Consider the following 24,093-nt stretch of genomic DNA (forward strand, 5'->3'; position numbering starts at 1 on the left):
TCGTGTCGCACGACTACAGCAAGACTTCTGAGGCCCTGAGCCGCCTCAACGACCAGCAGTACCGCGTCACCCAGAAGGACGGCACCGAGCCGGCCTTCCGCAACGAGTACTGGGACAACCACGAGGACGGCCTGTACGTGGACGTCGTCTCCGGACAGCCGCTGTTCTCATCCACCGACAAGTACGACAGCGGAACCGGATGGCCCAGCTTCACCAAGCCGGTCGTCGCTGACGCCGTTCACACGAAGACGGACCGATCCCTCTGGATGCCCCGCACCGAGGTCCGCTCTACCGGGGCGGACAGCCACCTCGGGCACGTCTTCGACGACGGCCCCGCGAACGCCGGCGGCCTGCGCTACTGCATGAACTCCGCCGCGCTGCGGTTCATCCCCGTCTCCGACCTGGAGGCCGAGGGGTATGGAGAGTTCCGCTCACTGTTCGAGACCACCACCACGACCACGAAGGAGCACGCATCATGACCAGTGGAATTCACGACACCGGAGAGGTCACCCGCACACCCGGCACCGAGACGGCCGTCCTGGCCGGCGGCTGCTTCTGGGGCGTGGACGAGCTCATCCGCAAGCAGCCGGGCGTGATCAGCACCCGCGCCGGATACACCGGCGGGCAGAACGATCACGCCACCTACCGCAACCACCCCGGCCACGCCGAGGCCGTGGAGATCGTCTTCGACCCATCGAAGACGACGTACCGGGACATCCTGGCGTTCTTCTTCCAGATCCACGACCCGTCGACCCTGAACCGTCAGGGCAACGACATCGGCACCAGCTACCGGTCGGCGATCTTCCCGCTCACCCCCGAGCAGGAGCAGGTCGCCAAGGAGACGATCGCCGACGTCGATGCCTCCGGTCTGTGGCCAGGATCGGCTGTCACCACGATCGAGCCCGCCGGCCCGTTCTGGGAGGCCGAGCCTGAGCACCAGGACTACCTCCAGCGGTATCCGAACGGCTACAACTGCCACTACCCTCGTGCCGGCTGGGTCCTGCCCCGCCGCATCCAGGCGACCGAGGCTTCCGTCTGACCATGTCCACGTGGGGGCGTGCCACCGCTGAGCCGGTGGCACGCCCCCGCGTCATCAGTGACGGAGGAATGATGCGGAACGACCGTGAACGAAGATGAAGACAACGCGGTGGAGCGACGTCGCGCAGCGTCAGCCGCAGTCCTCACATGCGCAGACCTGACCGATGCGCTCGGCCGGAAGCACCGTCACCGCGCCCATATCACCGGGCTCGTCAGCCCGGCACCCGAACGCATCCTGTTCGGGCGCGTCGCGACGATCTCCTTCTTCCCGACCTGCCACGCCATACTTGACCCGGAGGAATACACCTTCGGACGGCTGTTCCACCAGGCCGTCGACGGATCACCAGCCAATCCCGGCAACACGGTCCTCGTGATGGCCAGCAACGGCCACAGCTCGACGTCTCTCGCCGGTGGAACGAAGCTCTCCCGTGCGACCAACGTCGGCCTCGCCGGCGTCCTAACTGACGGACGCCTTCGCGACTTCGACGAACTGGCCGCGGAACCGTTCGCCGCATGGTGCTCGGGAGAGGCCGTCGCCTGGGGTGGAGCAGTGGTCACGCCGTTTCAGGCAAATATTCCCGTCGTCATCGAAGGAGTGGGCATCTATCCGGGCCAGTACATCTTCTGCGACTCATCGGGAGCCGTCGTCATCCCCGACAGCGACATCGACGAAGTGCTTGAGACCGCCCATCAGGTCCGTGCCGACGACAGCGCGTCCCGTGACCTGATCGCGCGGGAAGGTCGCAACGAAGGCTTGACGCGCGAGCGGTGACCTCACGGTCCCGGTGGTGTGGTGTTGTTGCGCCATTGGCGGGGTGTGGTGCCGAATTCTTCGCGGAAGATGCGGCTGAAGTGGCTGGCGGAGACGAATCCGTGCTGTTGGGCGAGGATGCCGATGGGGACGTCGATGGTGGCCGGTGCGGTCAGGGCGTCGCGGACGCGACGCAGGCGCTGGGACCGGATCAGCTGCGCGAGCCTGATGTCCGCGCGGGACATCTCTGCGTAGAGCAGACGCTCGGACACGTGCAGGTCCTTCGCGATCCGGGCGGCTCCGAGACCGGGGTCGGTGAGGTTGTCGAGCACGTAGGTGACGATCTGCTCGGCCAGCGGATACCGGGTCGTGGCGCGGTCGGGAGTGAGGGCGCTGAGCAGGGTGACTTTCAGCAGGTCGGCGACGGGCGCGAACACGTCCACCTCGTCGCGAAGGCTGAGTTCGGAGTCCATCACGCCCCCGAGCACGGACCGCAGCAGCGCCGCCAGCGAGGTCCGCTCCTGCAGGTCCACACCCGAGACCTCAGCGACCTGATCCGCCGTCAACCCCACCACACCCAACGGCACCTCGACAATCATGCGATCGGCATCCTCGGTGGGCATCGCGCTCTCCACCGTCGAGCGGGGGACAACGACGATGCTCCCGGGGGTCAGCTCGGTGTCCCGCCCCTGCAGCGACAGGACCGAGGCGTTCCGACGCTGGTAGATGACTAACAGGTAGTCCTCGCTGCGACCACGGGGAGAGCTGACCGTCGTCACAGGACTGCTTCCTCGATCAGCTCATAGATGTTCGCCCGGCGGAGGTCGCTGGCGTGAAAGACGAGCCCGTCGCCCCGGTGCGGTGGCTGCTCCGCGACATGCCGCACGCACGCGGCGGCGAGATCTCGCTCGGTCGGCGACATCACCACGACTCCAATCACGGTCGTGTCCGCGCCGACGAGATTGGTGGCGCTCCTGCTCACCTCACCGACTACGCCCGTCGCCAACCTGTGTACTCGGGCCCGAGACATCGTGCCGGCACCGTCGAACGCCACCACCACCGTTCCGGGCCGAACGATGTGCAGCGCGGCGGTCACCTCATGCTCGATACGCGAGGCCAACGCCCGTCGAGCCCGGATGCCCAGGCCCCTACGAAACCGATAGGCCGCCACGACCAGGCGCTCGTCCTCAGCCACCCGCTCCGCAAGAGGCGAGGGAACGAGCATCAGAAACTCTTGCGCGTCACCGAGCTTGACCGGCAGGTCCACCGAACGCCCCTCTCCTGCGGAGCGCGCAACGTTCTCGACGGGCGCGCGTGGGCAGCCGCACCGAGCCCTCGGCTCGGACTTTCTCGCGCACACGGAAGATCCGTGAGCCGCGTGGCTTCCCGCACATCATGACCACTAGCCTACGACGACAGAAAAGGACTCGCCAGACCAAAGTATGAGCGGGACGTCGATTGACGAGAGGTGTAGCAGGTCTGAAAAGCAGGACGCTTGGATCGCCATAGGTGTTTCGGATCGACTTGGATAAGGACTCCGAGGTCCATTATTGTGAAGGTGTGAGATGCGAGCGTCCCGCTCCGCTGGACTTCACTGGGCCGGCCGGGCTGGCATCGCGTGACGGACGACTTCGAGTCCTGCGGACGGAGGAGACTACCCTGGAGGCGTGACTGCCGACGGAACGAGTGCGCGCCGGTTGACGCCGAAAGGGGCGGCAACGAGGGCGCGTATCGTCGACGCAGCGAACCAGTTGATGTATGAGCGAGGCGTTGCGGCGACGACCCTCGCCGACGTCCGAGCCGCCAGCGCGACATCGAAGTCTCAGGTTTATCAGCACTTCGCCGACAAGGACGCACTCGTGAAGGAAGTCATCGAGACCCGGGCGGAGGACGTCCTGACGCAGCAGCGCCGGCGCCTTCGACGCGTGGAATCCCTACGCGGGTTCGAGCTGTGGCGGGATGAACTCGTCGAACGCAACGCGCTACGCGACGGCGCGTACGGGTGCCCGCTCGGGTCTCTGGCGAACGAGATCGCAGACCACAATGAGGATGCCCGCCGGGCGATCGCTGCCCACTTCGATGATTGGCTGGAGATGCTGATCGATGCCGTGGAGAGGCTGAAGACACGCAGCGTGTTGCGCAGCGATGCGGACTCGCGAGCGCTTGCCATTGGGCTGCTATCGGCACTGCAGGGAGGTTATCTTCTGGCGAAGGCGAGTCGAGATGTTTATCCGATGCGTGCCGCTCTCGACATGGCTATCGCACAGCTCAGGGCCTACGCGACTGAGACCGACTCCTCAGCCTGATCCCGCCTCATCGCGAACGCGGTCATCCCCGCGAAGCTGAGGAAGAGGCGTTCACCGGCGTCGATGATCGTCGCCAGCACGTGGCTGCACGTCTTGCAGCGTACGACCAGCCCCGGGGCGTCCGGATACACGATTGCCTCGCCAAGGGGCGCGACGCGCCCGCAGCCTCCGCACCGTCCTTCGATCATCGTTGCATCGGGCACGAGAAAATCCGCGAGAGTCCCGGCGAGGATGTTCCCGTCGAGGTGGCTGGTCATCATAGGCCTCCGAATCGTTCGGTGAGGATGTCTTGCGGCGCATGGCCGAGCTTCACGAGCCACGGCGCGACGGCTTCGACGAAGCCTGTCGAACCGCACACGAAAATGCGTGGGCGGTCTTCCGGAGGGAGCGTCCGCGCCGCGATAGTCGACTCTGTGAGCCGTCCGACCGGATCTTGCCACCCAGCTGGCGCTCGTCGCGTGTACACGAGGTCGATCGCGAACGACCCGTCCGACAGCTCGAGGAACTCCTGGTGGAAGTAGACGTCCTCCGGGGTGCGCACCGAGTACAGCAGCCGGAACGGAACGGGATCGGATGCGGCCGCATGAGACGCCGCCATCGCGTAGAGGGGCACGACACCTGACCCGCCGGCGATGAGCTGCACGGGGCGCTGGCTCTGTCCCGGGCGCCAGAGGAAGAACGATCCCAGCGGTCCGTGGACCTCGAGCTGGTCACCGACGCGCAGTTCACGGACGAGGAACGGAGACACCTCGCCATCGGGCAGCTCATCGACCGCAAGGACGATCGTTCCGCCCGTCTCGGAGGATGCGATCGAATACGAACGTGTCGCCTGGTAGCCGTCCGGAGCGGTCAGTCGCAGATCGAGATGGCTGCCCGCCTCGCTCCCCGGCCACCCCGGGACATCGAGCACCAGCCGAACCGCAGTCGGCGTCTCTGGACGCACCTCCGAAACCGTGGCGACGAACCACGACGGCCTCACGCGGGGGCGAAGCGGAGCGAGCCGGGTCTGCTCCATCACCAGTAGCGTTCTTCCTTCCACGGATCACCGTAGATGTGATAGCCGCTCTGCTCCCAGAACCCAGGGTCGTTCGTCGGCATCATCGTCAATGCCCGGACCCACTTCGCGCTCTTCCAGAAGTACAGATGCGGGATCAGGAGACGTGCCGGCCCGCCGTGTTCTGCGTCGAGCGGTGCGCCTTCGGCCTCGGTCGCGATCCAGGCCTTGCCATCCAGGAGATCCTCAAGCGGCACATTCGTGGTGTAGCCGCCGTAGGAGTGCGCCATGACGTAGTCATGGGATGTCTCGACGTTCTCGAACAGCTTGTCCAGGCTCACCCCGCGCCAGGCCATGTCGAGCTTGGACCAGTGCGTGACGCAGTGGATGTCGACCGTGATGTCCTCGGCACCGAGCGCCAGGAACTGCTCCCAGTTCCAGTGATGCTCGGTACCGGTTTCATCGAGGATGGCGAAATCCCACGTCTCGGTATCGACATAGGGGGTGGGACCGGCGGTGAGCACCGGCCAGTTGTCGAACAGCGTCTGTCCCGGAGGGAGCTGATCATCGGGTCCACGCCGGCGTCCCGCGAATCCGCGAGTAGTGAACGACATACATCGCCCCTTCCGTCTTCTCTGGCTGTACACCACCGACGATATTGCGGGAGCTCTCTCGCTGATCGCCTGGTCCTGCGCGGAACTTGCCCATGACTGCAGGTGATGAGTCCCCGGCGTGAAAACGGGCCACTGTGCCGACCACACTGTGGAACAGGACGCCCCACCGGGCGACCTCGCCCCCCCCGCAAGCATCGAGAAGAAGTCTGTGACCATGTGCCCTGTTGCGCTCGGCATGCCGACCGTTCGCCATCGCGCGCGCTCGACGGTCGGCCGACCCGAGACACCGTTTCTCGTGGACAGGTTCGGGCGCATCGCGCGAGACCTGCGCGTATCGATCACAAGCGCCTGCTCACTGCGTTGCACATACTGCATGCCGGCGGAAGGCCTGCCCATCGTCCCTCGCGGGGAGTTGCTGACTCCGGAAGAGATCGCGCGTCTGGTCACCATAGCCGTCCACGATCTCGGAGTCCGTGAGGTGCGCTTTACCGGCGGCGAGCCGCTTACGCGACCTGATCTGGTCGAGATCGTGCGCCAGACGACGACAGCCGTGCCCGGCCTGCCGGTGTCGATGACGACCAATGGGATCGGCCTCGACCGCAAGGCGCCGCAGCTTGTGGAGGCTGGACTGACGCGGATCAACGTGTCGCTGGACACGATCGACCGCGAGCATTTCGCCGCTGTCACCCGACGCGATCGCCTGCCTGCCGTGCTCAGGGGGATCGAGGCGGCACAGCACGCAGGGCTCAGCCCGATCAAGATCAACGCGGTGGCGCTGCGCGAGACCCTCGCGGATGCGCCCGACCTGCTGGCGTGGGCGCTTGCCAACGGCGTGCGGTTGCGGTTCATCGAACAGATGCCGCTGGATGCAGATCAGACATGGCGCAGAGACCACCTCGTCTCCGCCGAAGAACTTCTGTCTGTGCTCGGACGCCGATACCGGCTGACCCCGGCCGGGCGTGAAGACCCGTCCGCTCCCGCAGAGGAGTGGCTCGTCGACGGAGGCCCGGCCACCGTCGGCATCATCGGGTCCGTCACACGCAGCTTCTGCGACGCGTGCGACCGAACCAGGCTGACAGCCGAAGGCTCGGTACGTTCCTGTCTGTTCGGAGACGACGAGACAGACCTGCGCACGATGCTGCGAAGTGGAGCAGACGATGCCGCTATCGCCGACGCCTGGCGGGCGACGATGTGGGACAAACAGGCTGGGCACGGGATGGAAGAGAAGAGCTTTCGTCGACCGGCCCGTTCCATGGGAGCGATCGGAGGCTGACGATGTCACGCATACTCGTCCGATACTTCGCAGCCGCCGCTGAAGCGGCTGGCTGCGAAGAAGAGCACGTCGAGGCGACGACCCTCGGAGAGGCGAAGGACGCGCTCCTCACAGCTCACCCGGCACTCGAGCCGGTGATCGCAAAGGGGACATTCCTCGTCGACGGCATCGCCTCACGCGATCCCGCGCGACCGGTCTCCGCGCAGGTGGACGTGCTGCCCCCGTTCTCCGGCGGCTGAGCCAAACCACAAGCGGCTGAGGTCCGATCCACCGCGGGGGTCCACGTGTCGTGAACTGCATTCGTCTCCTGCGCTGCCATCCTCTTACGTGAGACGACCGCGGTGCTGCCCAGATCCTTGTCTCAGCAGGAATCGAAGTACAAGCGTTGGGGATGCATGCTGTCGCTCACCTCGTACACGGCATCGGATGATTCGCGTGGAATGTCCTCGCGCATGTAGCGGAGATGCCGTTCATGGGTGTCTGGGTGCGCCGGCTCACCGCCGTCGAGGAAGACGGTGAAGTGCCACGCCGAGCGCAGGCTAGAGCGCAGCAGTGACCAACCGTCGACAATCAGCATCCTGTCCTCAGGCGCGGCAGCGAGCTCGCTCTCAGGTCCGTTGTGGCGGAACATGCGCAGTATGGTTCGGACGGCGTCATCGTCCGTGAACGGGGCCGCGCTGAGACGAGTCGCGTGACGTCCCACTGCACGCAGCGCTGCCGCCAGGGCGTCGGCGAAGTGCATGCGGGCTGCAGCGTCCACGCCGTCGATGGCGACGAGTATCCGGCCGCGTGGGTTTCTGCTGAGGACCTCCTGAGCGAGCTCCTCCCAGACGGCTGTCCCAGTGGCACCTGAGGCGTTCGGAGACGAGGTCAACGTCGCTTCTCCGGCGGAACGATCAAGAGAGGATGTGTCTGCATCCTGTTCTGGTTGCGCACATCCTTGCCGACTGCTCTCGCAGCGGTCTGCATCCGCGCTCTCGAGATGGCATCGATGGTTTTCATCGGTCTGCCCGCTTCCGATTCGCATCCGCATGCTGAGGCAACTCCCGGATGAGTTCGAGGACATCGTCGGGAACGAGTTGTCCCAACGTTCCGCAGGAGTACACGCTGATCACGACCGTCCCATCGGGATCCAGCACGAATCCGGTCGTCTGCAACTGCGGCGGGTCCACGGTGACGAACGCTCCGGTCGCGGCCGCGATCTGCCCCACATCGGTGCTGTGTCCGATCGGAAAAGTCAGCCCATAGCGCGCCACGAGCTCCGCGGTTATCGGCTCCTCGTCCGCAGTCACCGCGACGACAGCGATACCCGCGGCGGACAAGCGTCGTAGGCCGCGCTGGAACGCACGCAGCTGCTCCACGCAAGGCCGGCAGCCTGCCCCGCGAGAGAAGAGAACCACGCCGTACTGCCCGGCGAATACGGCCGGGATCGTTCGGCGTGTGCCTCCCACCTCGACCAGCTCGAGGGCGGGGAACGCATCACCACCACGCAGCAACGACATCAGAGGCTCGCAAGAACGGTCCGAGCGGCCGCATCGGTGGGTGCGACGCGGGCGGCTTCTGACGGGGGAAGTCGGTTGCCATGAAAGTTGTGTGCTTCAGTCTCAATGCCAGTCATCTGGCGCCTCTTTCCTCGGTGATTGCACCATCGTTCACCCGGCGGGTTCGCTAGGTCGTGCGGTGTATCTACAACCCCACCCACTCCGATCTGCCGTCGGTGAAGTGCTGGTGCTTCCAGATCGGAACCTCTGCCTTGATCGCGTCGACGAGGTTCCCGCAGACGGCGAACGCCTCTGCCCGGTGCGGGGCGGCGACGACCGTGACCAGTGCGACGTCGCCGATCTCGAGGTGACCGATGCGGTGAGCGGCGACGACATCGCAGTCCGTGGTTTGAGCGATCCTCGTGCACACGTCGATGAGGATTCGTTCCGCGTCGGGGTGCGCCTCGTAGTCGAGAGAGCCGACGTCCTCTCCGTGATCATGGTCGCGCACGATGCCTTCGAAGGTGACCACCGCCCCGTTCTTCCTACTGCGTATCCGTGTTTCCAGCTGCGTCTTGTCCAGCGGAGCAGCGGTGACGAAACCGATCGGGTCAGGCATGTCCGCCGCCGGCCAGCTGGTCGTGCAGGTGTGGCAAGAGCGGCTCCAGTGCGATGAGGCCGTCTTCCACGCCGCGTGGCGATCCAGGCAGGTTGATGACGATCGTGCGTCCGGCGATCCCTGCAAGCGCCCTGCTGAGCGAGGCTGTCGGCGTCGCCGCGCGGCCCGCTGCACGGATGGCCTCGGCGATGCCGGGAAGTGCTCTCTCGATCACCGCGCTCGTCGCCTCGGGGGTGCGGTCCTCGGGATGCACCCCGGTGCCGCCGGTCGTGACGATCAATACCGGCTCGCTGGTGAGAGCATCCGTGAGCGCCTGATAGATATCCGCGTCAGCGACAACGACGGGCTCGTCTGGCTGATACCCGTGGTCGCGAAGCCAGCCTGCGATTGCCGGACCGGTGAGATCCTCGCGCGTACCGGCCGCGGTGCTCGTTGAGGAGACGATCACGACCGCCTGTCCGTGGTCTGCGGGCACGGATGCGCCTGCAACCCAGTGCCCGCGCTTTCCTCCGGTCTTCTCGATGAGGTGGATGTCTCCGAGCACGGCGGCCGGATCGACGGACTTGATCATGTCGTGCAGAGCGAGACCGGCGATGGCGACGGCGGTGAGGGCTTCCATCTCGGCCCCAGTCTTCGCCGTCGCTGCGACCGTGGCCCGGATCTCCACCGATGAGGTGCTGAGCTCGAAGTCCACGGTGACGGACTCCAGGGGCAATGTGTGCGCGAGGGGTACAAGTTCGCTGGTGCGCTTGGCGCCCTGGATGCCCGCGACCCGCGCTGTCGGGAGCGCGTCTGCTTTGCGCAGCTGGTTGGCGGCGAGCAGTTCCAGCACCGCCGGTGTCGTGTCGAGGCGGCCGGTCGCGATCGCCGTGCGCCGAGTGATCGCCTTCCCGCCGATGTCGATCATCCGCGATCGGCCGTGATCGTCGAGGTGCGGCAGTTCGTTCATAGATTCCAGGTCTCCACGCGTGTCCCGATGTCGAGGGTGACGGCATCGATCGGGACATCGATGAGCATGTCGGATGCCGCCATGGCGGCGACAAGGTGCGAGGAAGGGCCGCCAACCGGTGCCACCCGGCCTCCAGGCAACCCCACACCACGGCGGAACTGCCGTTTCCCGGCGACAGAGGTGAGGGGCTCGGCCAGGGTCCGCGGCTCGGGCTGTCGCGCGTGCAGTCCTGCTGCCTCACGGAGGACCGGCTCGATGAAGAGCATGAACGACAGCTGCGCGGACACGGGATTGCCTGGGAAGCACACCATGGGAACGCCTTTGTAGATGGCAGTGGCTTGGGGGCCGCCCGGCTGCATCGCGAGAGTATCGACGTGCGCCCCGAGCGGCTCCAGAAGCTCCCTCACGACTTCGTAGTTGCCTGCCGAGATGCCCCCGCTGGTGAGCAAGATCTCGGCTCCCGCCGCACACGACGCGTCGAGAGCGCGCGCGAACGCGGCCGTGTCATCGACGACACGATGCTCATCGACCAAGAGGGCGTCGGCGGTTCGTACCGCTGCGGCGAGTGCGGGGCCGTTGGCGTCGTAGATCTGGCCGGGAGCCAGAAGCTCACCGGGAGCGGCCAGCTCGCTTCCGGTCGAGATCACTGCGACACGTACCTGTGAGCGAACGGGGACGGACGCCACTCCCGCAGCTGCGAGCGCCGCCAGGTGGCGAGGAGCGAGCCGGAATCCATCAGACAACAGAGGCTCACCGACCGCGAGGTCAGAGCCGGCTTCACGCACGAACTCTCCGACGTCCGGCTTCCGCGTGAACGTCACTGTCGTTCCCTGGACGGTGGCGTGTTCGACAGGGACGACCGCATCGGCGTCGTCGGGGATCGGCGCACCGGTCATGACCCGGACGGTATGGCCAGGGCGAAGCGGCCCAGGTGTGCCAGGAGCAGCGGGGATCGCACCGCGCAGCGGCAGACTGCTTGGCGTCCGCGCGAGGTCAACCGTACGGACGGCGAAGCCGTCCATCTGTGAGTTCCGGAACGGGGGCAGATCTATCGGAGTCCGTATGGGGTGGGCAAGCACCCGATCTAGCGCGTCAGACAGGGCGACCTGCTCGACGGGGCGCTGGCTCACGGCGTTCAGGAGGGTGCGGACTCGGGCCGTGTGCTCAGCGACCGATGTGCGGGGCATGTCAGTACCTGCTCGCCGTGGGGTCGATGCGGACAGCCCAGGCATCGATGCCTCCGGTGAGGTGCCGCACATCGGAGAATCCGAGTTGGAGGAGCTGATCGAGCGCTTGGCGTGAGCGTGTGCCGCGGTGGCAGTACAGCACGATGGGGTGACCGGTGTCGAGTTCTGGTGCCCGGCGAGGGAGTTCGGTCAAGGGGATCAGCACGTTTCCCGGGATCGCTGCGATGTCGGCCTCCCACGGTTCGCGTACGTCGATCAGCAGCGGCGGGAAGGAAGCTGTGAGCAGGTCGCGCAGTTCCTCGGGCGAGACGGCGTTCTGATCGTCGGATGACAGCGGAGTGGTCTCGATGTTCTGCGCTGCGGCACGGGCGGACTCGTCGCGCCGGTAGGCGATCTCGCGGGTGCGGCCGGTGCGTGCGTCGTACGCGGCGACCCGGCCGATCAACGGCTCTCCGATGCCGGTGAGGAGCTTGAGTGCCTCGGTCGCCATGAACGCCCCGATGACGGCGCATACGCTCGGCAGCACGCCGATCATGTCGCAGGTGTCCGCACTGGAGTCCGGACCATGCGGGAACAAGTCGCGGTAGTCGGTGCCTCTGGCATCCCATGCCACGCCTGCTTGGCCGGCGTACCCCAGTGCTGACCCCCACACGAGCGGAATGCCGCGTTCGGCAGCAACACGGTCTGCCAGCATCACTGTTGCCGGGTTGTCGCTGGCATCGACGAGCACGTCCACACCGTGCAGCAGACCCTCGGCTGTCACGGCGTCGAAACGCCCCTCGACGGCGCGGAGCTCAGCATCAGGAGCGAGCGACGCGAGCCTTATGGTGGCTGAGACCGCTTTGCTGCGACCGATGTCGCCGGGCGTGTGCATCGTCTGCCGGTGCAGGTTCGATTCGGCGACAGTGTCGTCATCGACGATCGTGAGGCTGCCGACGCCTGCGGCAGCAAGGACCGGCAACAGGGTGCTGGCCAGCCCACCCGCGCCGATCACGAGCACATGCGCTCTCGAAAGACGCTCCTGAGCGGGAACGCCGAAGCCCGTGAGGACGCGCTGCCTCTGAAAGGTCGGAGAGAGCGGATTGACCGGCATGCCTTCAGGCTAGGGAGCCGGTCCCAGCGGGTGAGGTCGGAAGCGGCGAGACAGCAGAGAGCAGACAAAGCCCAGCAGTCGCAGGCCATTCTCACGACCTCGGCTACGGGAGGCTTGAGACAGGTCGGCAACTTCGTTCGCCTGACCGACCGTCTTTCAGAGGAGTTCCTGTCGTGCGTGCCCCCTCCCTCCTTGCGGCAGCCGCAGCGCTCCTTCTGCTCGCTGGATGCTCATCGCCCGGCACGGGAAGCGACGAATCGGATGTCGGGGCAAGCAAGGACGACATGACCTCCGGAACGGTGACAGTGTTGGCCGCAGCCTCCTTGACCGACGTGATCGACGTCCTCGCCGAGAGGTTCGAGGACGCGAACGCAGATGTCGACGTGGTCGCCAGCTATGGCGGATCGTCGGCGCTCGCCGAGCAGATCGTCTCCGGTGCCCCGGTGGACGTGTTCTTCTCAGCGAATGAGGCGACGATGCAGTCTGTTGTCGACGCAGGCCTGGCCGCCGATCCGGAAGTGCTCGTCACGAACACGCTGCAGATCGCGGTTCCCGCCGGGAACCCTGCAGGGATCACCGGTCTCGCCGACTTCGCACGGCCTGAGCTGACAATCGCATTGTGCGACACCGCGGTGCCGTGTGGAGCCGCAGCGCAGTCCCTGCTCGACCTTGCTGGTGTTCAGGCCCAACCGGACACACTTGAGGAGGACGTGCGTGCCGCACTGACGAAAGTCTCTCTGGGTGAGGCCGACGCCGCACTGGTCTACGTGACCGACGTCGTCGCAGCAGGGAGCGCGGTGGAAGGCATCGATGTGCCTGAGGCGCAGCAGGTGATCAACAACTATCCGGTCGCCCTTCTTGCCGAGGCACCGAACCCCGACGCAGGACAGGCGTTCATCGACTACCTCCGCTCCGATGAGGCACGTCAGGTCTTCGAGCATGCAGGCTTCGCGGCCCCGTGAACGCCGGCAGCCGGTCATCCTCGCCCTCGGGGTGATCGGTCTCGCGCTGCTCGTTCTCCCGCTGCTCGGACTCATCCTGCGTGCACCATGGGGCCAGCTGGGCGAACTCTTCGTTCGGCAAGAGGTACTGCAGGCGCTCGGGCTCTCGTTACTCACGGCGACGTTATCTACCGGCCTGAGTCTCATCCTCGGTATCCCGCTAGCCGTCCTGCTGAGCCATTCCGTTCACTGGAAGGTCCTGCCGCGCCGCCTCTTGCGGGCGGCGATCACTATCCCGCTGGTACTGCCTCCCGTTGTCGGCGGCATTGCGTTGCTTCTCCTGCTGGGACGGCGAGGCATCCTCGGGCAATGGCTCACGCAGGTCGGCATCACTATTCCTTTCACCACCGGTGCCGTTGTGCTCGCGCAAACCTTCGTCGCGATGCCCTTCCTCGTCTTCGCCGTCGAAGGCGCGCTGCGATCAGCGGACCGCCGCAGCGAACTAGCCGCCGCCTCCCTGGGCGCCAGCCCGTGGCAGATCTTCCGCCTCGTGACGGTTCCGCTGACCGCGCCTGGAATCGCCGCGGGCGCCGTGCTGTGCTTCGCCCGCGCGCTCGGCGAGTTCGGCGCGACTATCACGTTCGCCGGCTCCTTCCCCGGCGTGACGCGCACACTCCCGATCGCGTCGTACCTCGCGATGAACTCGGACCCCGACACCGCGATCGCCCTCGCACTCGTCCTGCTCGCGGTATCACTGGGTGTGCTCCTCGCACTCCGCGACCGATGGCTGCCAGGCACCGCATGACCTTCGAGCTCACCGTCTCCGCACGTATCCCACGCCCCGCCTTCGACGTAGTCGTGGAGCTGAAAGCGGATCCCGGAAGTGTGCTCGCCGTCGTCGGACCGAACGGTGCCGGAAAGTCCAGCGCCATCGCGGCGATCGCAGGCTTCACCGAGTCCCACGGCACGATTCGACTGGGGGACAAGGATCTGGCCGGTCTTCCTGCTGACCAGCGAAGGATCGGCGTCATGTTCCAAGACCTGCTCCTCTTCCCTCACCTCACGGTGCGCGAGAACGTCGCCTTCTCAGCCAAAGTCCGCGGTGGGCGTTGGTCCGCCGCCCGGCGCAGCGCAGACCCCTGGCTGTCTCGCTTCGGAATGGCGGACCTGGCAGAGAGATACCCCAGTGCACTCTCCGGCGGGCAAGCTCAGCGTGTAGCGCTAGCCCGTGCCCTCGCATCCGAGCCGAAGGCACTGCTCCTCGACGAGCCGCTCGCGGCGCTGGACGTGGAGTTCCGGGATGAAGTGCGTGCCGACCTCGGTCTGCGTCTCCGCCAGTTCGCCGGTCCGACGATCCTCGTCACACATGACCGTGAAGACGTCGAGGTGCTCGCTGACGAGGTGATCGTCCTTGAGGCAGGGCGCATCACGCAGCGAGGAAGCCTCGCCGATCTGGCACGAAATCCTGCGACCGCATGGATTGCCCGCTTCACAGGTGCCCAGGGAAGAAGGGACGCAGACGATGTCAGGTACGGATGATGACTTCCTCTTGGGGCTCGCCGGAGTATCGGGAACGATGCTCGGCACGTTCATCGTGGGCGTGTTCTTCTACATCGACTCGGAGATGCACCGCCGACTCGCAGCGTCGGAGGCTGCGGACCGGTATCTCCGTTCGTCGGTCCGCTGGGTCTTCACCGCCTACTCCATTCCGCTCCTTGTTCCGCTCGTGCTCGCGTCGCTTGATCCGCTCTGGGGCGCGCTGAGCTTCATCGTCCTCGGCATCCTCCTGGTAGCGATGACAGTGGAAACAGGACGTCGTATCCTCGCGAGGGGCGGGTCCGGCTCCTCACGCGCTCTATTCGTGAACGAATGGCTCTCGAGCGCCGGCATCGTCATCGCCATGGTCCTGCCATGGACATTGGGAGGCTGGGTGCCCGATCCGACTGAGTTCGTTCCCTCGCTGCTCATCCTTCTCGCGTGCGGCTTCGCGAGCACAGCGGCGCTGGTCATGACGCAGTTCGACGCGACGATGGGCATGGTGGACGCCGTCATGGGAGACAGAGAAGGCGCAAAGCCTGAACATCCGACAGAGAGCTGAGCCGCGCTCTTGCTTGGTCGCGAGGGGGAAAGATGTCCCGACGTCTACTGTTCGTCTTCGTCGAAGGCGATGCGTGCGCGTTCAATGTTCGGCAGTTGCTCATCTGCCCAGGCGACGAGCGCGTCAATCGGCCCGCGCAACGTTTTGCCCAAGGCGGTGATCCCGTACTCGACGGCCACCGGCCGCGTGCTGATGACTCGGCGTTGCACGACTCCGTTTCGCTCCAGCCGACGCAACGTCGCCGTGAGGGACTTCTGCGTCACTCCCGGAATCGCACGCCGTAACTCGTTGAACCGACAGGGTCGCTCGCACAGTTCGTTGAGCACGCTGAGTGACCACTTGTCGAGCACCTGGTCGAGCAGCTCGCGATGCGGCGTCGCGATACGCAGCTCGCTTTCGCATACGGCGTCGGTATCGGCCATGAAACCAGGTCTCCTTGAAGTGTCCTTCAACTACCAAGTATCAATAGTAAACCACCAACGAAGAGGACCTTCTATGCCAGTCACACGCTTCAGTCCTGCCGGTCTCCAGCCAGGAACGCCGTATGATCACGTCGCCATTGGCACCGGCACGCGTCACGTGCATATCAGCGGCCAGGTCGCCCGTAGTGCGGAAGGAAAGCCCATCGCGATCAACGATCTCGCGGGTCAGGTCGCGGAGGTTCTCCGCAACACAGCTCGTGCGCTCGCAGGCGCGGGTGCATCCTTCGACGATGCGCTTCGGTTGACCTTCTACGTCACCGAATGGGAGCCCGAGAAGATCGCACCTTTCATGGACGGGATCGCTCGGGTCGCTGAGGAGCTGAAGCTGCCTCAGCCCCTGCCGCCCGCGTCCCTGATCGGGGTCGACTACCTCTTCGAGCCGGACGTTCTCGTTGAGCTCGAAGTCACCGCGATCCTCGATTAGCCCGTGTTGTCCGACTGCACCACGTAGTGTGCGCGGCGCCTCTCACCGGACCGGTGAGAGGCGCCGCTTTGGCAGGTCGGTCAGGCTGCGATGTGAGACACGAGGAACCAGCGGTCCTTGTCGAGACCTCGCTGGATCTCGATCGCGACGTCCTGACTGGTCAGGTCGATGCCGTCGAGGCCATCGACCGCTGCGCGGACGTCGGCGAGGAGCCTGTCGATGTCTGCGATCACCGCGTGCACGAGGTCGTCTGAGTTCGCGAAGCCGGCCGGGACGCTTGTCCCGGAGCTCTTCTCGGCGACCGCGCTGACGCGGGCGTCGAGCGGGAGGCCGAGGGCGACGATGCGTTCCGCTGCCGCGTCGGCGAACTCGCCGGCGTTGCCTGCGATGGTGTCCAGCAACTCGTGGACGCCGACGAAGTTCGAGCCACGCACGTGCCAGTGCGCCTGCTTGGCGTTGATGGTCAGCCCCTGAAGGCCGAGTACGACGGGGGTAAGGAACTGCGCGGTCGCGACAACCGCTGTCGGGTCGCTCGCAGTCGTGGCGATGGTGTCTGTGCTGCTCATATCAATCGTTCTCCCTGCTCGTTTGTTTCTTGTTTCGGTGGATTCGGTCACGATCGGATGTCTGCGCCGGCTGGCTCTGATGCGGTTCGGGCTCGGAGGGCGGGGATGACGTCTTGTCCGATCTCCTCCATGACGTCTTCAACGTCTCGTCGTCCCGGCCGCAGCACGAGGTTGACGTGCACGACCCCTGCCGCTGCCAGTCCGGTGAGGTAATCGGTGAGACCGGTGGTGCCGACCCGTGCACCGAGGCGGATCGGCTCGAAGGGAGCGTCCGGGTTCTCCGCGAGGTCGAGGTAGAGGTTCGTCATGAACGGCTTGAGCGATATCGCCCGCCACTGCGCAGCGACGGCGCGCATCTGCGGACCTGCACGGTGGTACGTCATGTGCGCGTCGAGGTGCTCTGCCGCCCACGCAGGAGACTGCTGCGCGCCACCGATCCCGATCAGTGGAATCGTCCCGTCCGCAGGGGCGGGCAGGAACGAGTCCTGATCGATCCGGCCCAGCGCCGCCTGCGACCAGATCTCACGCAGCACGCGCACACCGTCGCGATAGGTCTCTCCCCGACGATCGAAATCGACTCCGAAGAACGGGTACTCACCCGGCCTGTCGCCCGAGGCGAGGCCGAGCAGCAGCCGCCCACCGGAGAGGACATCCACGGTTGCAGCTTCCTTCGCGAGCGCGACTGGATGCCGCAAGGGGAGCACGATCCCCGCTGTTCCGAGCAGGATGTGCTCGGTCGATGCGGCGAGGTAGCCGAGGTAGGGGATGGGGTCGAAGACCTGTCCGGCGTCGCCGAAGTCACGCGGTCGCCACATCGGCACGTCCCGCAGCCAGAGCGCCCGGAACCCGAGCCGGTCGGCGAGCTGCGCACGCTCCTGATGCCGGGTCAGGTCAGGGAAGAGTCCCTGACCGGAGACGTCTCGTCGGGCGAGATCGTTGTCCAGGGGCAGCTCGATCCCGAGGGACAAGCCGTTCTCGGTGAGCGTGTCCAAAGCGGTCATGGCATGCTCCGTTCAGTACCAGGATGGCTTGTCGCCGTCGGTGCCGGGCTTGTTCACGCCGAGCGAGGCGCCGATGCTGTCGGCCGGGTTCTTGACGAGTTCGGCGACGAGCGCGCCGACGCTCTTGCGGGACACCTCGGTGCCCTGGAAGGGCTCGCCCTTCTGGGTCAGCTCGTAGTCGACCTCGTCGGCGTCCGACAGCCACGCGGGACGGATGATCGTGTAGTCGAGGTTGGACTCCTCGATCAATTTCGCGGCGGCGCTGTACGTCTGCAGGTATCCGCCGTCGAGCATCCGGTGGTTCCACTTGCCGTACTCACCGGGCACCTCGTCGTAGATGCCGAGGGTGGAGATCCAGATCAACCGTCGTGTTCCCGCGGCGGTCAGCGCTGCGACGACGGCGCGGGCCTGAGCTTCGATGTCGCCTCCGCCGAGGTTCGCGTAGACGATGTCCTGTCCCGTGGCGGTGCGTGTGAGGAGTTCGTTGTCGAGCACGTCGCCCTCGACGATCTGGACGCGGTCGCTGGGAGCATCCGGCAGGCTCTGGGGGCGACGCAGGTAGAGGGTCAGCTCGTTGGCAGGCTCCTCGAGAAGCGCGGCGATGGCGTGTCTTGCGATACGTCCGCCCGCTCCGAGCACGGTGATCTTCGTCATGGTCTTCCTCTTTCGTTTGTGTGGTCTTGGGGGATGGTCAGCGGTTCACGTCGACGACGATCCGGCCGCGGATGCGGCCGTCCAGAAGGTCATCGGCAACGGAGAGGGCCTCGCTCAGGCCGACCTCGCGGCTCATCGCGGGCAGCAAGTCCAGGTCGAGCTCGTCGGCCAGGCGGTTCCACGCTGCGACGCGCTTGTCGCGGGGCTGGGTGACGCTGTTGATGCCGAGCAAGCTCACCCCGCGCAGGATGAACGGTGCGACAGTGGCGGGCAGATCCATGCCCTGTGCGTTCCCGCATGCGGCGACGGCGCCGCCCGCCTTCGTCCCGGCACAGGCATTCGCAAGGGTATGGCTACCGACGGAGTCGATCGCAGCCGCCCAGCGTTCCTTGCCGAGCGGCCGGCCCGGCCCCGACAGCTCTGTCCGGTCGACGATCGTCGTGGCGCCAAGGCGGCGCAGGTAATCGGCTTCAACGGGACGGCCGGTCGACGCAACGACCGAGTAGCCGCCGCGTGCCAGCAGCGCGATCGCGAACCCGCCGACCCCACCGTTCGCGCCCGTGACAAGGACGTCACCCGAATCAGTGGTGAGGCCGTGCGACTCGAGGGCCATGAGGGAGAGCATGGCCGTGTATCCGGCCGTGCCGATCGACATGGCCTGCCGCTCCGAGATCGCATCAGGAACCGGCACGAGCCAGTCCGCACTCACGCGAGCCCGCTGGCTGAGACCGCCCCAGTGCGTCTCGCCGATGCCCCAGCCGTTCACCAGCACCCGGTCGCCAGGCGCATAAGAGGGGCTGTCGCTGTGTTCCACGACACCGGCGAGGTCGATCCCGGGCACCATCGGGAAGCGACGCACGACCGGAGCCTTTCCCGTGATCGCGAGGGCATCTTTGTAGTTCAGGCCGCTGTACGACACGCGCACCGTGACGTCACCGTCAGGTAGCTCACTCTCATCGAGTTCGCGCAGCGCTGCCTGGTATCCGGCATCGGTCTTGTCGATGGAGATTGCGCTGAACATCATGCTCTCCCGGGATGGATGCGGACGGATGCGAGGTAACCGGCGAAGAACACTTCCATCGGCCGGACGTCGCGGGTCAGGCGGGCGCGAAGGATCGCGCCTTCCCAACCCACCCAGAAGAACGACGCCAGTTCGTCGCAGTCGGAGCCGGGCGGGATCTCGTCTGCGTCTGCGGCCAGTTGCAGGCACGCCGCGACGCGACGTTCCCAGTCGCGCAGCACGTCTTCGAGCGCTTCCCGGTAGCCGTCGGGGAGGGTGGAGACCTCTTGGCCGAGATTGCCGACTAGGCACCCTCGTTCGAAGTCATGCCGTACCATGCCGGCCTTGGCATCGTCCACGAACCGCGTCAGGCGTTCCAGCGGCGACGGCCCCTCTTCGAGCAGCCATCGGTCGAGCTTGCGAGCGAAGTAGTCCGCATACCGTTGCAGCACCTCGAATCCGAACGCGTCCTTGCTGTCGAAGTAGTGGTAGAAGGAGCCCTTCGGCACGCCGACACGCTTCAGGACCGCGTCGATGCCGGTGGCGCTCATGCCCTGCGTTGTGAGGACTTCCATGCCGCAGCGCAACAGCGCCTCGCGCGTGTCTCCGTGCTCGCGAGGGATCTTCGGGGGGCGCCCTCGGCGAGGTCGAGTTGCGATGTCGGTCATGACAGCGAATTTAGACCGACCGTCTCTAAATAAGTACAAGTGCGCGCAGAGCATGCAGAGATCGGCCATCTGGTGCAGTAATCGGCCAGTGCGCTTGCCACTAGCTCAATGTCAGACGGGAGAGTCGTCATCGAATCCATGGCGCAGGCGATGGATGCTGCGCACCCGCTGTGTGCCCGCGGAGACTCCCTGCGGACTGTTTCGCCCTAACCTCGCGTTGGACTCGCTGGAGTTCCTCTCCGACGTCACCTCAGAGCCACCACGCCTCTTGCAGATCGAGGTTGAACGCTCGGAAATCGCGGATTTAGATCTCCGACAGCGGGACGGGCGACTCGACCGCCTGGCTCTCCCTACAGAGAACGCGTCCGAAAGCGTTCACTGGATCGGGAACTCCTGAAGCTCCATGATGACGCCACGGATCGCCATGACAAACTCGACCTGAGAGACGCGATCTTCGTTGGGCAGGTCTTCCGCCACCTGTTCAAGCCACGAGTCGATCCATGCTTCGGCCTTCGCATCCCCGGGCGCCATCTTTGCGAGATAGGCAAGGGCTCTCCACACGCGGCCTTCGTCCCCGATTCGAGAGGCGAGGAGGGCCGATTCGAAGAGCATGTTGGCTGCTGCCTGCTCCTCGCCGGTGAGATAGCACGCGACGCCGTAGTTGCAGAGGTGTATGACCGCCGGGATGCCGCCTATACCGAGGATCTGATCCGTCACGAGCTCCCAGAGACGAAATGCCTCGTCGTGGTCGCCGACTGCGAAGAGCATCCATGCTGCATCGTCGAGCATCACTGCAGCCGTCGGCGCAACGGTCTGCGCAACATCACCGGCCATGTTGAGCAGGTCGAAGAACCGCGCATAGTCTTGCACGCGTTCCTCGCCGCTGACGGCCCAGCCGACGAACTGATAAGCCATCCCTGGAGCGATCGCCTCCAGAGTGCGCATATGGGTTCTGAGGTCGTCGTCGTCGGAATGCATCGCCAGGGACGGGTCACCCATTAGCTGGCGATCGATCTGAGACGCGAGCTGATCAAGCGCTTGGCTCTGGCCAACGTACAGGGTCGGCTGGCCGAGCCAGTCGACGGGAGGCGGTGGCCAATGAGCCAGGACGCGGCGGACCTGCCCAATTGCTAGCGCATCGAGTTGGCCGACGATCGTCCCTGTCGATGCGTGCAGGATCTCCTTGAGCGTCGTCAGGAAGTAGCCGGTGCCGCGCGTGCCCGACCAGGACGTGGCGGCTCCCAGAAGCCACTTGAGCGCCGCTGACGTGTACAGATTTCGTCGCAACGGGTATTCACTGGCAGCTGAGAAGTTCAGGGACTCGAGATCGGACGACCAGTTCAGCGCCTCAAAAGAGTTGGTGGTGCGCGCCAACTGCTCGGCCACGCCGATGGCGTCGAGAAGATATCCGGCCGGAAAGTAGTCAGGCTGCGTCCACCGAGTTCGGTCGATCACGACTCGGTTCCCTCGTTCGTAACAAATCGCGGACCTGATGAGGTCCTCTACAGTCCTGCCTTGTTTTTCGGCTACGAGGAACCGCCTCAATGCGTCTCGATCGACCGAACGGCGTATGTGCTCGAGGATGCCGCCGGCGGAGGAAGGAAGCACGAGAGCCCGCGCGGAGTATGTGAGCGGCTCGAATCCTGGAATCGAGTCGGCGTGAACGTCGGAGACAACCCAGATAGCCGCATCATCTGGAAGAGCGGTTGCCAGCACCGCCAGCGCTTGTGCCGAGCTCTGGTGCTGGAAGGCTTGGGCGAGGTTGATGACGATTCGCGCTCGCAGGCCGGCAAGAGCCGCGAGCGAATGTTGCGCGCGGCTCGCTTCGACCACCTCGCCGGTCGTTCGAGCGACCCACCCAGTGAGCGCGCGAATCAGCGACTCGTCGTTCGGCAACGTGTCTGCCTGATCCAGCGCCAGAGTCACTACGGATTCCGACTGTTCAGCGGCGAGCGCCGCCAGTGCGCGGAACGCCCGCTCCGCGTGGTCGTCGGCTCTGACCTCGACGAGCCGGAGTTGGGTGTCCCGAATCGAGGCTTTCAATCGACCGACATCGGCCTGCGCGGCGCTGCCCGCAAGTGCCCGCGCATCGACCTCTGCTGCGCCGTGGATGAGGCCCGTCACCACCTGAAAGGCCGGGAGAAGCACCGTCTCAATGAGCGGAGGTTGCCCAGCCGCCAGTTCGTACAACTGCGAGAGGATCGCTGCGGCGCCTTCATGGCGGAAGAGGACGAAGGCGTCCGGGCCTCCGCACTCCTGCTGAAGTGCCTCCACGATGCCGACGTTCGACTCGGATTCGTGCTTGAACACGCCCCAATAGACCCGGGCGAGCGTGCCAGAGTCGAGAAGGTCCCGAACAAGCTCGCGAATCGGTGCATCCAGACCCGAGTGGCCGAGCACCAGCAGTGAGGAGCCTGGCCGGAACCGCAGTTGCGACCAGTCCCGCAGCCAGGCGTGGTGCCGGGCCATCTCTTGGTCGCTGTGGGCGGTTACGTCGAAATGGAGATCGCCGTGCAGCTTGATGATCTGGATGCTCTTCGACGACTCTGCGATCGCGCTCGGCGAACCGAGCATGCTCACGATGATCGGGCGGTCGGCGAGCGAGACACAGGCCTGCTCGAGCAGATGATCGAAGTTCGTAGTGAGCAACGGCCCGACCGTGAAGTCACGGCAGAGTAGAGCGATCGTTTGGTTCGCGGCACCAGCAGATTTGCGGCTGCACATGCTGCGAAGGAAGGCCCCCGCTCGTGATCGGTGGGAAACGCCGACGCCATCGCGTCCTGATACGCTAATCCGCGATCTGTGACTAGCCCATGGCGCTCAAGTAGCGCGACGACGCCGCCTGCTGAAGGCACGCCCGACTCAATCGACACGCCTGCCCCTGTCAGGATCCCGAGTGGCCGTCCGTCGCGCAGACGGCCAGCCACCTGGACGAGCACGTCATGGCACATCCACCATTCAGCATCTGCCATTGCGGTTTCCCCAATCTCGGCGCGGTCTGGCACACCAATCCTGGCTCGGACACCTGCGATGCACCAGGTTCGATGGTGGCAGCTTCGCCCCTGCCGAGCCCTATCAGGAAAGTCGTGTCTTCGTCCTGAGCTGAATTGCACCTTGCCAGAGAAGCGCCTGAGCGAGAGACCATGTCACTGGAACGAATTTCGAGACGTTGACGAGGAGGCGCAATGGCTGTGAGGCGCGCACACATGGTGTCTAAGGGCTACCTGCAGGCATGGGCCAACGACGAGAAGCGGGTATCAGTCATCGACTGTCAGAACGATCGAGGTTTTACTACTTCGGTCGATAGCGCGACGGTCGTCAGCTATGTGTACGATCCGCAGGTCTTGACTGTGGATCTGGAGGCGCGCTTCGCAAAGACGGAGGCGGCTGGTATCAAGGCGCTGAATGTGCTTCGAGCGCAGGAAACGCTCACTTTGGAGATGCAAATCGCTGTCATCGAGTTTCTGGACATGCATCTCGAGCGAGGGCGCTACGCAGATCAGGCCGCCGTTACGACGCCGGCCGTCATCCTGAAGGTAGGCGGCGAAACTGAGAAGACGAATCTGAAGCTCGGAGACCGGCTGCTCCTTTCGAGGAACATGGAGGGGTTCTTTCGTCTTCGGGATCTGTCACTTGAGCTCTGGCCATGGCGGATCTATACGAGCGACCTGCTCGTAACAGGGGATGGTGCGGTTCTGCTCTTCAGAGAGACCAGAGACAGCGAGATCTGCACAGTGACCTTCCCGATCTCGCCGACGCAGCTACTCGTCATCGGTCGTGAAATCGACGTGAATCTCCAGATAAACGAGTTCATAATGCGAAACTGTCGGCGATGGGTCGTCGGTGCCATTGGTGTTCTCACACAGGATCCAAACCGCATAAAGGCTGCGCGCACCGGCGCCCCGTTAGCCGACGGGACCTGACGACTGATACACGCGCCCTTCCTGCTCCGGC

30 protein-coding genes are annotated in these 24,093 nt (G+C 65.3%); 12 read left to right on the plus strand and 18 right to left on the minus strand.

All coding sequences use genetic code 11. The features are described 5' to 3' along the window. Window positions 1-2 precede the first annotated feature (2 nt). From msrB to POD19_RS07970, 3 genes are all read left to right on the plus strand, one after another. Complete coding sequence (msrB, locus tag POD19_RS07960; RefSeq protein ID WP_020625393.1) at window positions 3-479, plus strand: peptide-methionine (R)-S-oxide reductase MsrB; 477 nt, start codon at window positions 3-5, stop codon at window positions 477-479. After that, window positions 476-1,039, plus strand: coding sequence for a peptide-methionine (S)-S-oxide reductase MsrA (msrA, locus tag POD19_RS07965; RefSeq protein WP_020625394.1), 564 nt, complete (start codon window positions 476-478; stop codon window positions 1,037-1,039). The genes msrB and msrA overlap by 4 nt, the downstream gene beginning before the upstream one ends. Window positions 1,040-1,123: 84 nt before the next feature. Continuing rightward, window positions 1,124-1,810 (plus strand): RraA family protein, encoded by a 687-nt coding sequence (locus POD19_RS07970; protein ID WP_240739669.1) that lies wholly within the window; start codon window positions 1,124-1,126, stop codon window positions 1,808-1,810. A 2-nt stretch (window positions 1,811-1,812) separates the two neighbouring features. Here POD19_RS07970 and POD19_RS07975 read toward each other — a convergent pair whose 3' ends face one another. Together POD19_RS07975 and POD19_RS07980 are read right to left on the minus strand one after the other, a co-directional pair. Then, window positions 1,813-2,568: a helix-turn-helix domain-containing protein gene (locus POD19_RS07975; RefSeq protein WP_101966172.1), complete on the minus strand. Its 756-nt coding sequence runs from the start codon at window positions 2,566-2,568 to the stop codon at window positions 1,813-1,815. Next, window positions 2,565-3,056, minus strand: coding sequence for a hypothetical protein (locus tag POD19_RS07980; RefSeq protein ID WP_020625383.1), 492 nt, complete (start codon window positions 3,054-3,056; stop codon window positions 2,565-2,567). Before POD19_RS07980 ends, POD19_RS07975 begins: the two co-directional genes overlap by 4 nt. A 400-nt stretch (window positions 3,057-3,456) precedes the next feature. Here POD19_RS07980 and POD19_RS07985 point away from each other — a divergent pair, with 400 nt between their 5' ends. After that, window positions 3,457-4,095, plus strand: coding sequence for a TetR/AcrR family transcriptional regulator (locus tag POD19_RS07985; RefSeq protein WP_043279902.1), 639 nt, complete (start codon window positions 3,457-3,459; stop codon window positions 4,093-4,095). Here the strand turns inward: POD19_RS07985 and POD19_RS07990 are convergent. Genes POD19_RS07990 through POD19_RS08000 form a run of 3 tightly spaced genes read right to left on the minus strand, consistent with a single transcriptional unit; the run spans window position 4,065 to window position 5,703 of the window. Beyond that, window positions 4,065-4,355 carry a DUF6510 family protein gene (locus POD19_RS07990; protein ID WP_020625381.1) on the minus strand — a complete coding sequence of 97 codons (291 nt, stop codon included), beginning with the start codon at window positions 4,353-4,355 and terminating at the stop codon, window positions 4,065-4,067. The two genes, POD19_RS07985 and POD19_RS07990, sit on opposite strands and share 31 nt — an antisense overlap. After that, window positions 4,352-5,110 (minus strand): ferredoxin reductase, encoded by a 759-nt coding sequence (locus tag POD19_RS07995; protein ID WP_043279907.1) that lies wholly within the window; start codon window positions 5,108-5,110, stop codon window positions 4,352-4,354. Before POD19_RS07995 ends, POD19_RS07990 begins: the two co-directional genes overlap by 4 nt. Then, the gene (locus tag POD19_RS08000; protein ID WP_067115756.1) at window positions 5,110-5,703 is read right to left on the minus strand and encodes a molybdopterin-dependent oxidoreductase; all 594 of its coding nucleotides are present in this window, start codon (window positions 5,701-5,703) and stop codon (window positions 5,110-5,112) included. The genes POD19_RS07995 and POD19_RS08000 overlap by 1 nt, the downstream gene beginning before the upstream one ends. A 214-nt stretch (window positions 5,704-5,917) precedes the next feature. Between POD19_RS08000 and moaA the strand changes: the two genes are divergently transcribed. Both moaA and POD19_RS08010 read left to right on the plus strand, forming a co-directional pair. Next, entirely contained in the window at window positions 5,918-6,976 is a 1,059-nt protein-coding gene (gene moaA / locus POD19_RS08005) for a GTP 3',8-cyclase MoaA (RefSeq protein WP_043279905.1), read from the plus strand. A 2-nt stretch (window positions 6,977-6,978) separates the two neighbouring features. Then, window positions 6,979-7,215: a MoaD/ThiS family protein gene (locus POD19_RS08010; RefSeq protein WP_020625377.1), complete on the plus strand. Its 237-nt coding sequence runs from the start codon at window positions 6,979-6,981 to the stop codon at window positions 7,213-7,215. 122 nt (window positions 7,216-7,337) lie between these two features. Here the strand turns inward: POD19_RS08010 and POD19_RS08015 are convergent, their stop codons facing one another. From POD19_RS08015 to POD19_RS08040, 6 genes are all read right to left on the minus strand, one after another. Further along, window positions 7,338-7,736, minus strand: coding sequence for a hypothetical protein (locus POD19_RS08015; protein ID WP_141762460.1), 399 nt, complete (start codon window positions 7,734-7,736; stop codon window positions 7,338-7,340). Between the two features lie 238 nt (window positions 7,737-7,974). Next, the gene (locus POD19_RS08020; protein WP_020624684.1) at window positions 7,975-8,478 is read right to left on the minus strand and encodes a redoxin domain-containing protein; all 504 of its coding nucleotides are present in this window, start codon (window positions 8,476-8,478) and stop codon (window positions 7,975-7,977) included. 184 nt (window positions 8,479-8,662) lie between these two features. Continuing rightward, window positions 8,663-9,076: a molybdenum cofactor biosynthesis protein MoaE gene (locus POD19_RS08025; protein WP_020628091.1), complete on the minus strand. Its 414-nt coding sequence runs from the start codon at window positions 9,074-9,076 to the stop codon at window positions 8,663-8,665. Then, window positions 9,069-10,025, minus strand: coding sequence for a bifunctional molybdenum cofactor biosynthesis protein MoaC/MoaB (gene moaCB, locus POD19_RS08030; RefSeq protein WP_043282516.1), 957 nt, complete (start codon window positions 10,023-10,025; stop codon window positions 9,069-9,071). Before moaCB ends, POD19_RS08025 begins: the two co-directional genes overlap by 8 nt. Next, window positions 10,022-11,284: a molybdopterin molybdotransferase MoeA gene (locus POD19_RS08035; RefSeq protein ID WP_308302087.1), complete on the minus strand. Its 1,263-nt coding sequence runs from the start codon at window positions 11,282-11,284 to the stop codon at window positions 10,022-10,024. The genes moaCB and POD19_RS08035 overlap by 4 nt, the downstream gene beginning before the upstream one ends. After that, a complete protein-coding gene (locus tag POD19_RS08040) occupies window positions 11,214-12,305 on the minus strand; it encodes a ThiF family adenylyltransferase (protein WP_070709080.1) in 1,092 nt (363 codons plus the stop codon). Before POD19_RS08040 ends, POD19_RS08035 begins: the two co-directional genes overlap by 71 nt. A 173-nt stretch (window positions 12,306-12,478) precedes the next feature. Between POD19_RS08040 and modA the strand changes: the two genes are divergently transcribed. The 4 genes from modA to POD19_RS08060 are packed head-to-tail and all read left to right on the plus strand — an operon-like array spanning window position 12,479 to window position 15,344. Beyond that, on the plus strand, window positions 12,479-13,267 hold the full coding sequence (gene modA / locus POD19_RS08045; protein ID WP_024357651.1) for a molybdate ABC transporter substrate-binding protein: 789 nt from the start codon (window positions 12,479-12,481) through the stop codon (window positions 13,265-13,267). Continuing rightward, window positions 13,245-14,051 (plus strand): ABC transporter permease, encoded by an 807-nt coding sequence (locus POD19_RS08050; RefSeq protein ID WP_020622152.1) that lies wholly within the window; start codon window positions 13,245-13,247, stop codon window positions 14,049-14,051. The genes modA and POD19_RS08050 overlap by 23 nt, the downstream gene beginning before the upstream one ends. Then, on the plus strand, window positions 14,048-14,785 hold the full coding sequence (locus POD19_RS08055; protein WP_020622153.1) for an ABC transporter ATP-binding protein: 738 nt from the start codon (window positions 14,048-14,050) through the stop codon (window positions 14,783-14,785). The genes POD19_RS08050 and POD19_RS08055 overlap by 4 nt, the downstream gene beginning before the upstream one ends. A gap of 37 nt (window positions 14,786-14,822) precedes the next feature. Continuing rightward, on the plus strand, window positions 14,823-15,344 hold the full coding sequence (locus POD19_RS08060) for a hypothetical protein (RefSeq protein ID WP_020622154.1): 522 nt from the start codon (window positions 14,823-14,825) through the stop codon (window positions 15,342-15,344). 44 nt (window positions 15,345-15,388) lie between these two features. Here the strand turns inward: POD19_RS08060 and POD19_RS08065 are convergent, their stop codons facing one another. Then, window positions 15,389-15,766: a winged helix-turn-helix transcriptional regulator gene (locus POD19_RS08065; RefSeq protein ID WP_020622155.1), complete on the minus strand. Its 378-nt coding sequence runs from the start codon at window positions 15,764-15,766 to the stop codon at window positions 15,389-15,391. 73 nt (window positions 15,767-15,839) lie between these two features. On the opposite strand from POD19_RS08065, the gene POD19_RS08070 reads away from it, so the two are divergent. Continuing rightward, window positions 15,840-16,250, plus strand: a complete 411-nt coding sequence (locus POD19_RS08070; protein ID WP_043276424.1) for a RidA family protein — start codon at window positions 15,840-15,842, stop codon at window positions 16,248-16,250. Between the two features lie 80 nt (window positions 16,251-16,330). Here the strand turns inward: POD19_RS08070 and POD19_RS08075 are convergent, their stop codons facing one another. The 6 genes from POD19_RS08075 to POD19_RS08100 form a co-directional block, all read right to left on the minus strand. Beyond that, window positions 16,331-16,816, minus strand: coding sequence for a Dps family protein (locus POD19_RS08075; protein ID WP_020622157.1), 486 nt, complete (start codon window positions 16,814-16,816; stop codon window positions 16,331-16,333). Window positions 16,817-16,863: 47 nt separating this feature from the next. Continuing rightward, on the minus strand, window positions 16,864-17,817 hold the full coding sequence (locus POD19_RS08080; RefSeq protein WP_020622158.1) for a TIGR03571 family LLM class oxidoreductase: 954 nt from the start codon (window positions 17,815-17,817) through the stop codon (window positions 16,864-16,866). Window positions 17,818-17,829: 12 nt separating this feature from the next. Further along, complete coding sequence (locus tag POD19_RS08085) at window positions 17,830-18,471, minus strand: SDR family oxidoreductase (protein ID WP_020622159.1); 642 nt, start codon at window positions 18,469-18,471, stop codon at window positions 17,830-17,832. 37 nt (window positions 18,472-18,508) lie between these two features. Beyond that, window positions 18,509-19,495, minus strand: coding sequence for an acrylyl-CoA reductase (NADPH) (acuI, locus tag POD19_RS08090; RefSeq protein WP_205781724.1), 987 nt, complete (start codon window positions 19,493-19,495; stop codon window positions 18,509-18,511). Then, the gene (acuR, locus tag POD19_RS08095) at window positions 19,492-20,139 is read right to left on the minus strand and encodes an acrylate utilization transcriptional regulator AcuR (RefSeq protein ID WP_083325314.1); all 648 of its coding nucleotides are present in this window, start codon (window positions 20,137-20,139) and stop codon (window positions 19,492-19,494) included. Before acuR ends, acuI begins: the two co-directional genes overlap by 4 nt. 375 nt (window positions 20,140-20,514) lie before the next feature. Next, on the minus strand, window positions 20,515-22,788 hold the full coding sequence (locus POD19_RS08100) for an SIR2 family protein (protein ID WP_340309416.1): 2,274 nt from the start codon (window positions 22,786-22,788) through the stop codon (window positions 20,515-20,517). A 536-nt stretch (window positions 22,789-23,324) separates the two neighbouring features. On the opposite strand from POD19_RS08100, the gene POD19_RS08105 reads away from it, so the two are divergent. Then, window positions 23,325-24,062 carry a DUF4238 domain-containing protein gene (locus POD19_RS08105; RefSeq protein WP_020621998.1) on the plus strand — a complete coding sequence of 246 codons (738 nt, stop codon included), beginning with the start codon at window positions 23,325-23,327 and terminating at the stop codon, window positions 24,060-24,062. Window positions 24,063-24,093 lie beyond the last annotated feature (31 nt).

Source organism: Micrococcus sp. GPGPB33, assembly GCF_037853785.1.
Lineage (GTDB): Bacteria > Actinomycetota > Actinomycetes > Actinomycetales > Micrococcaceae > Micrococcus > Micrococcus luteus.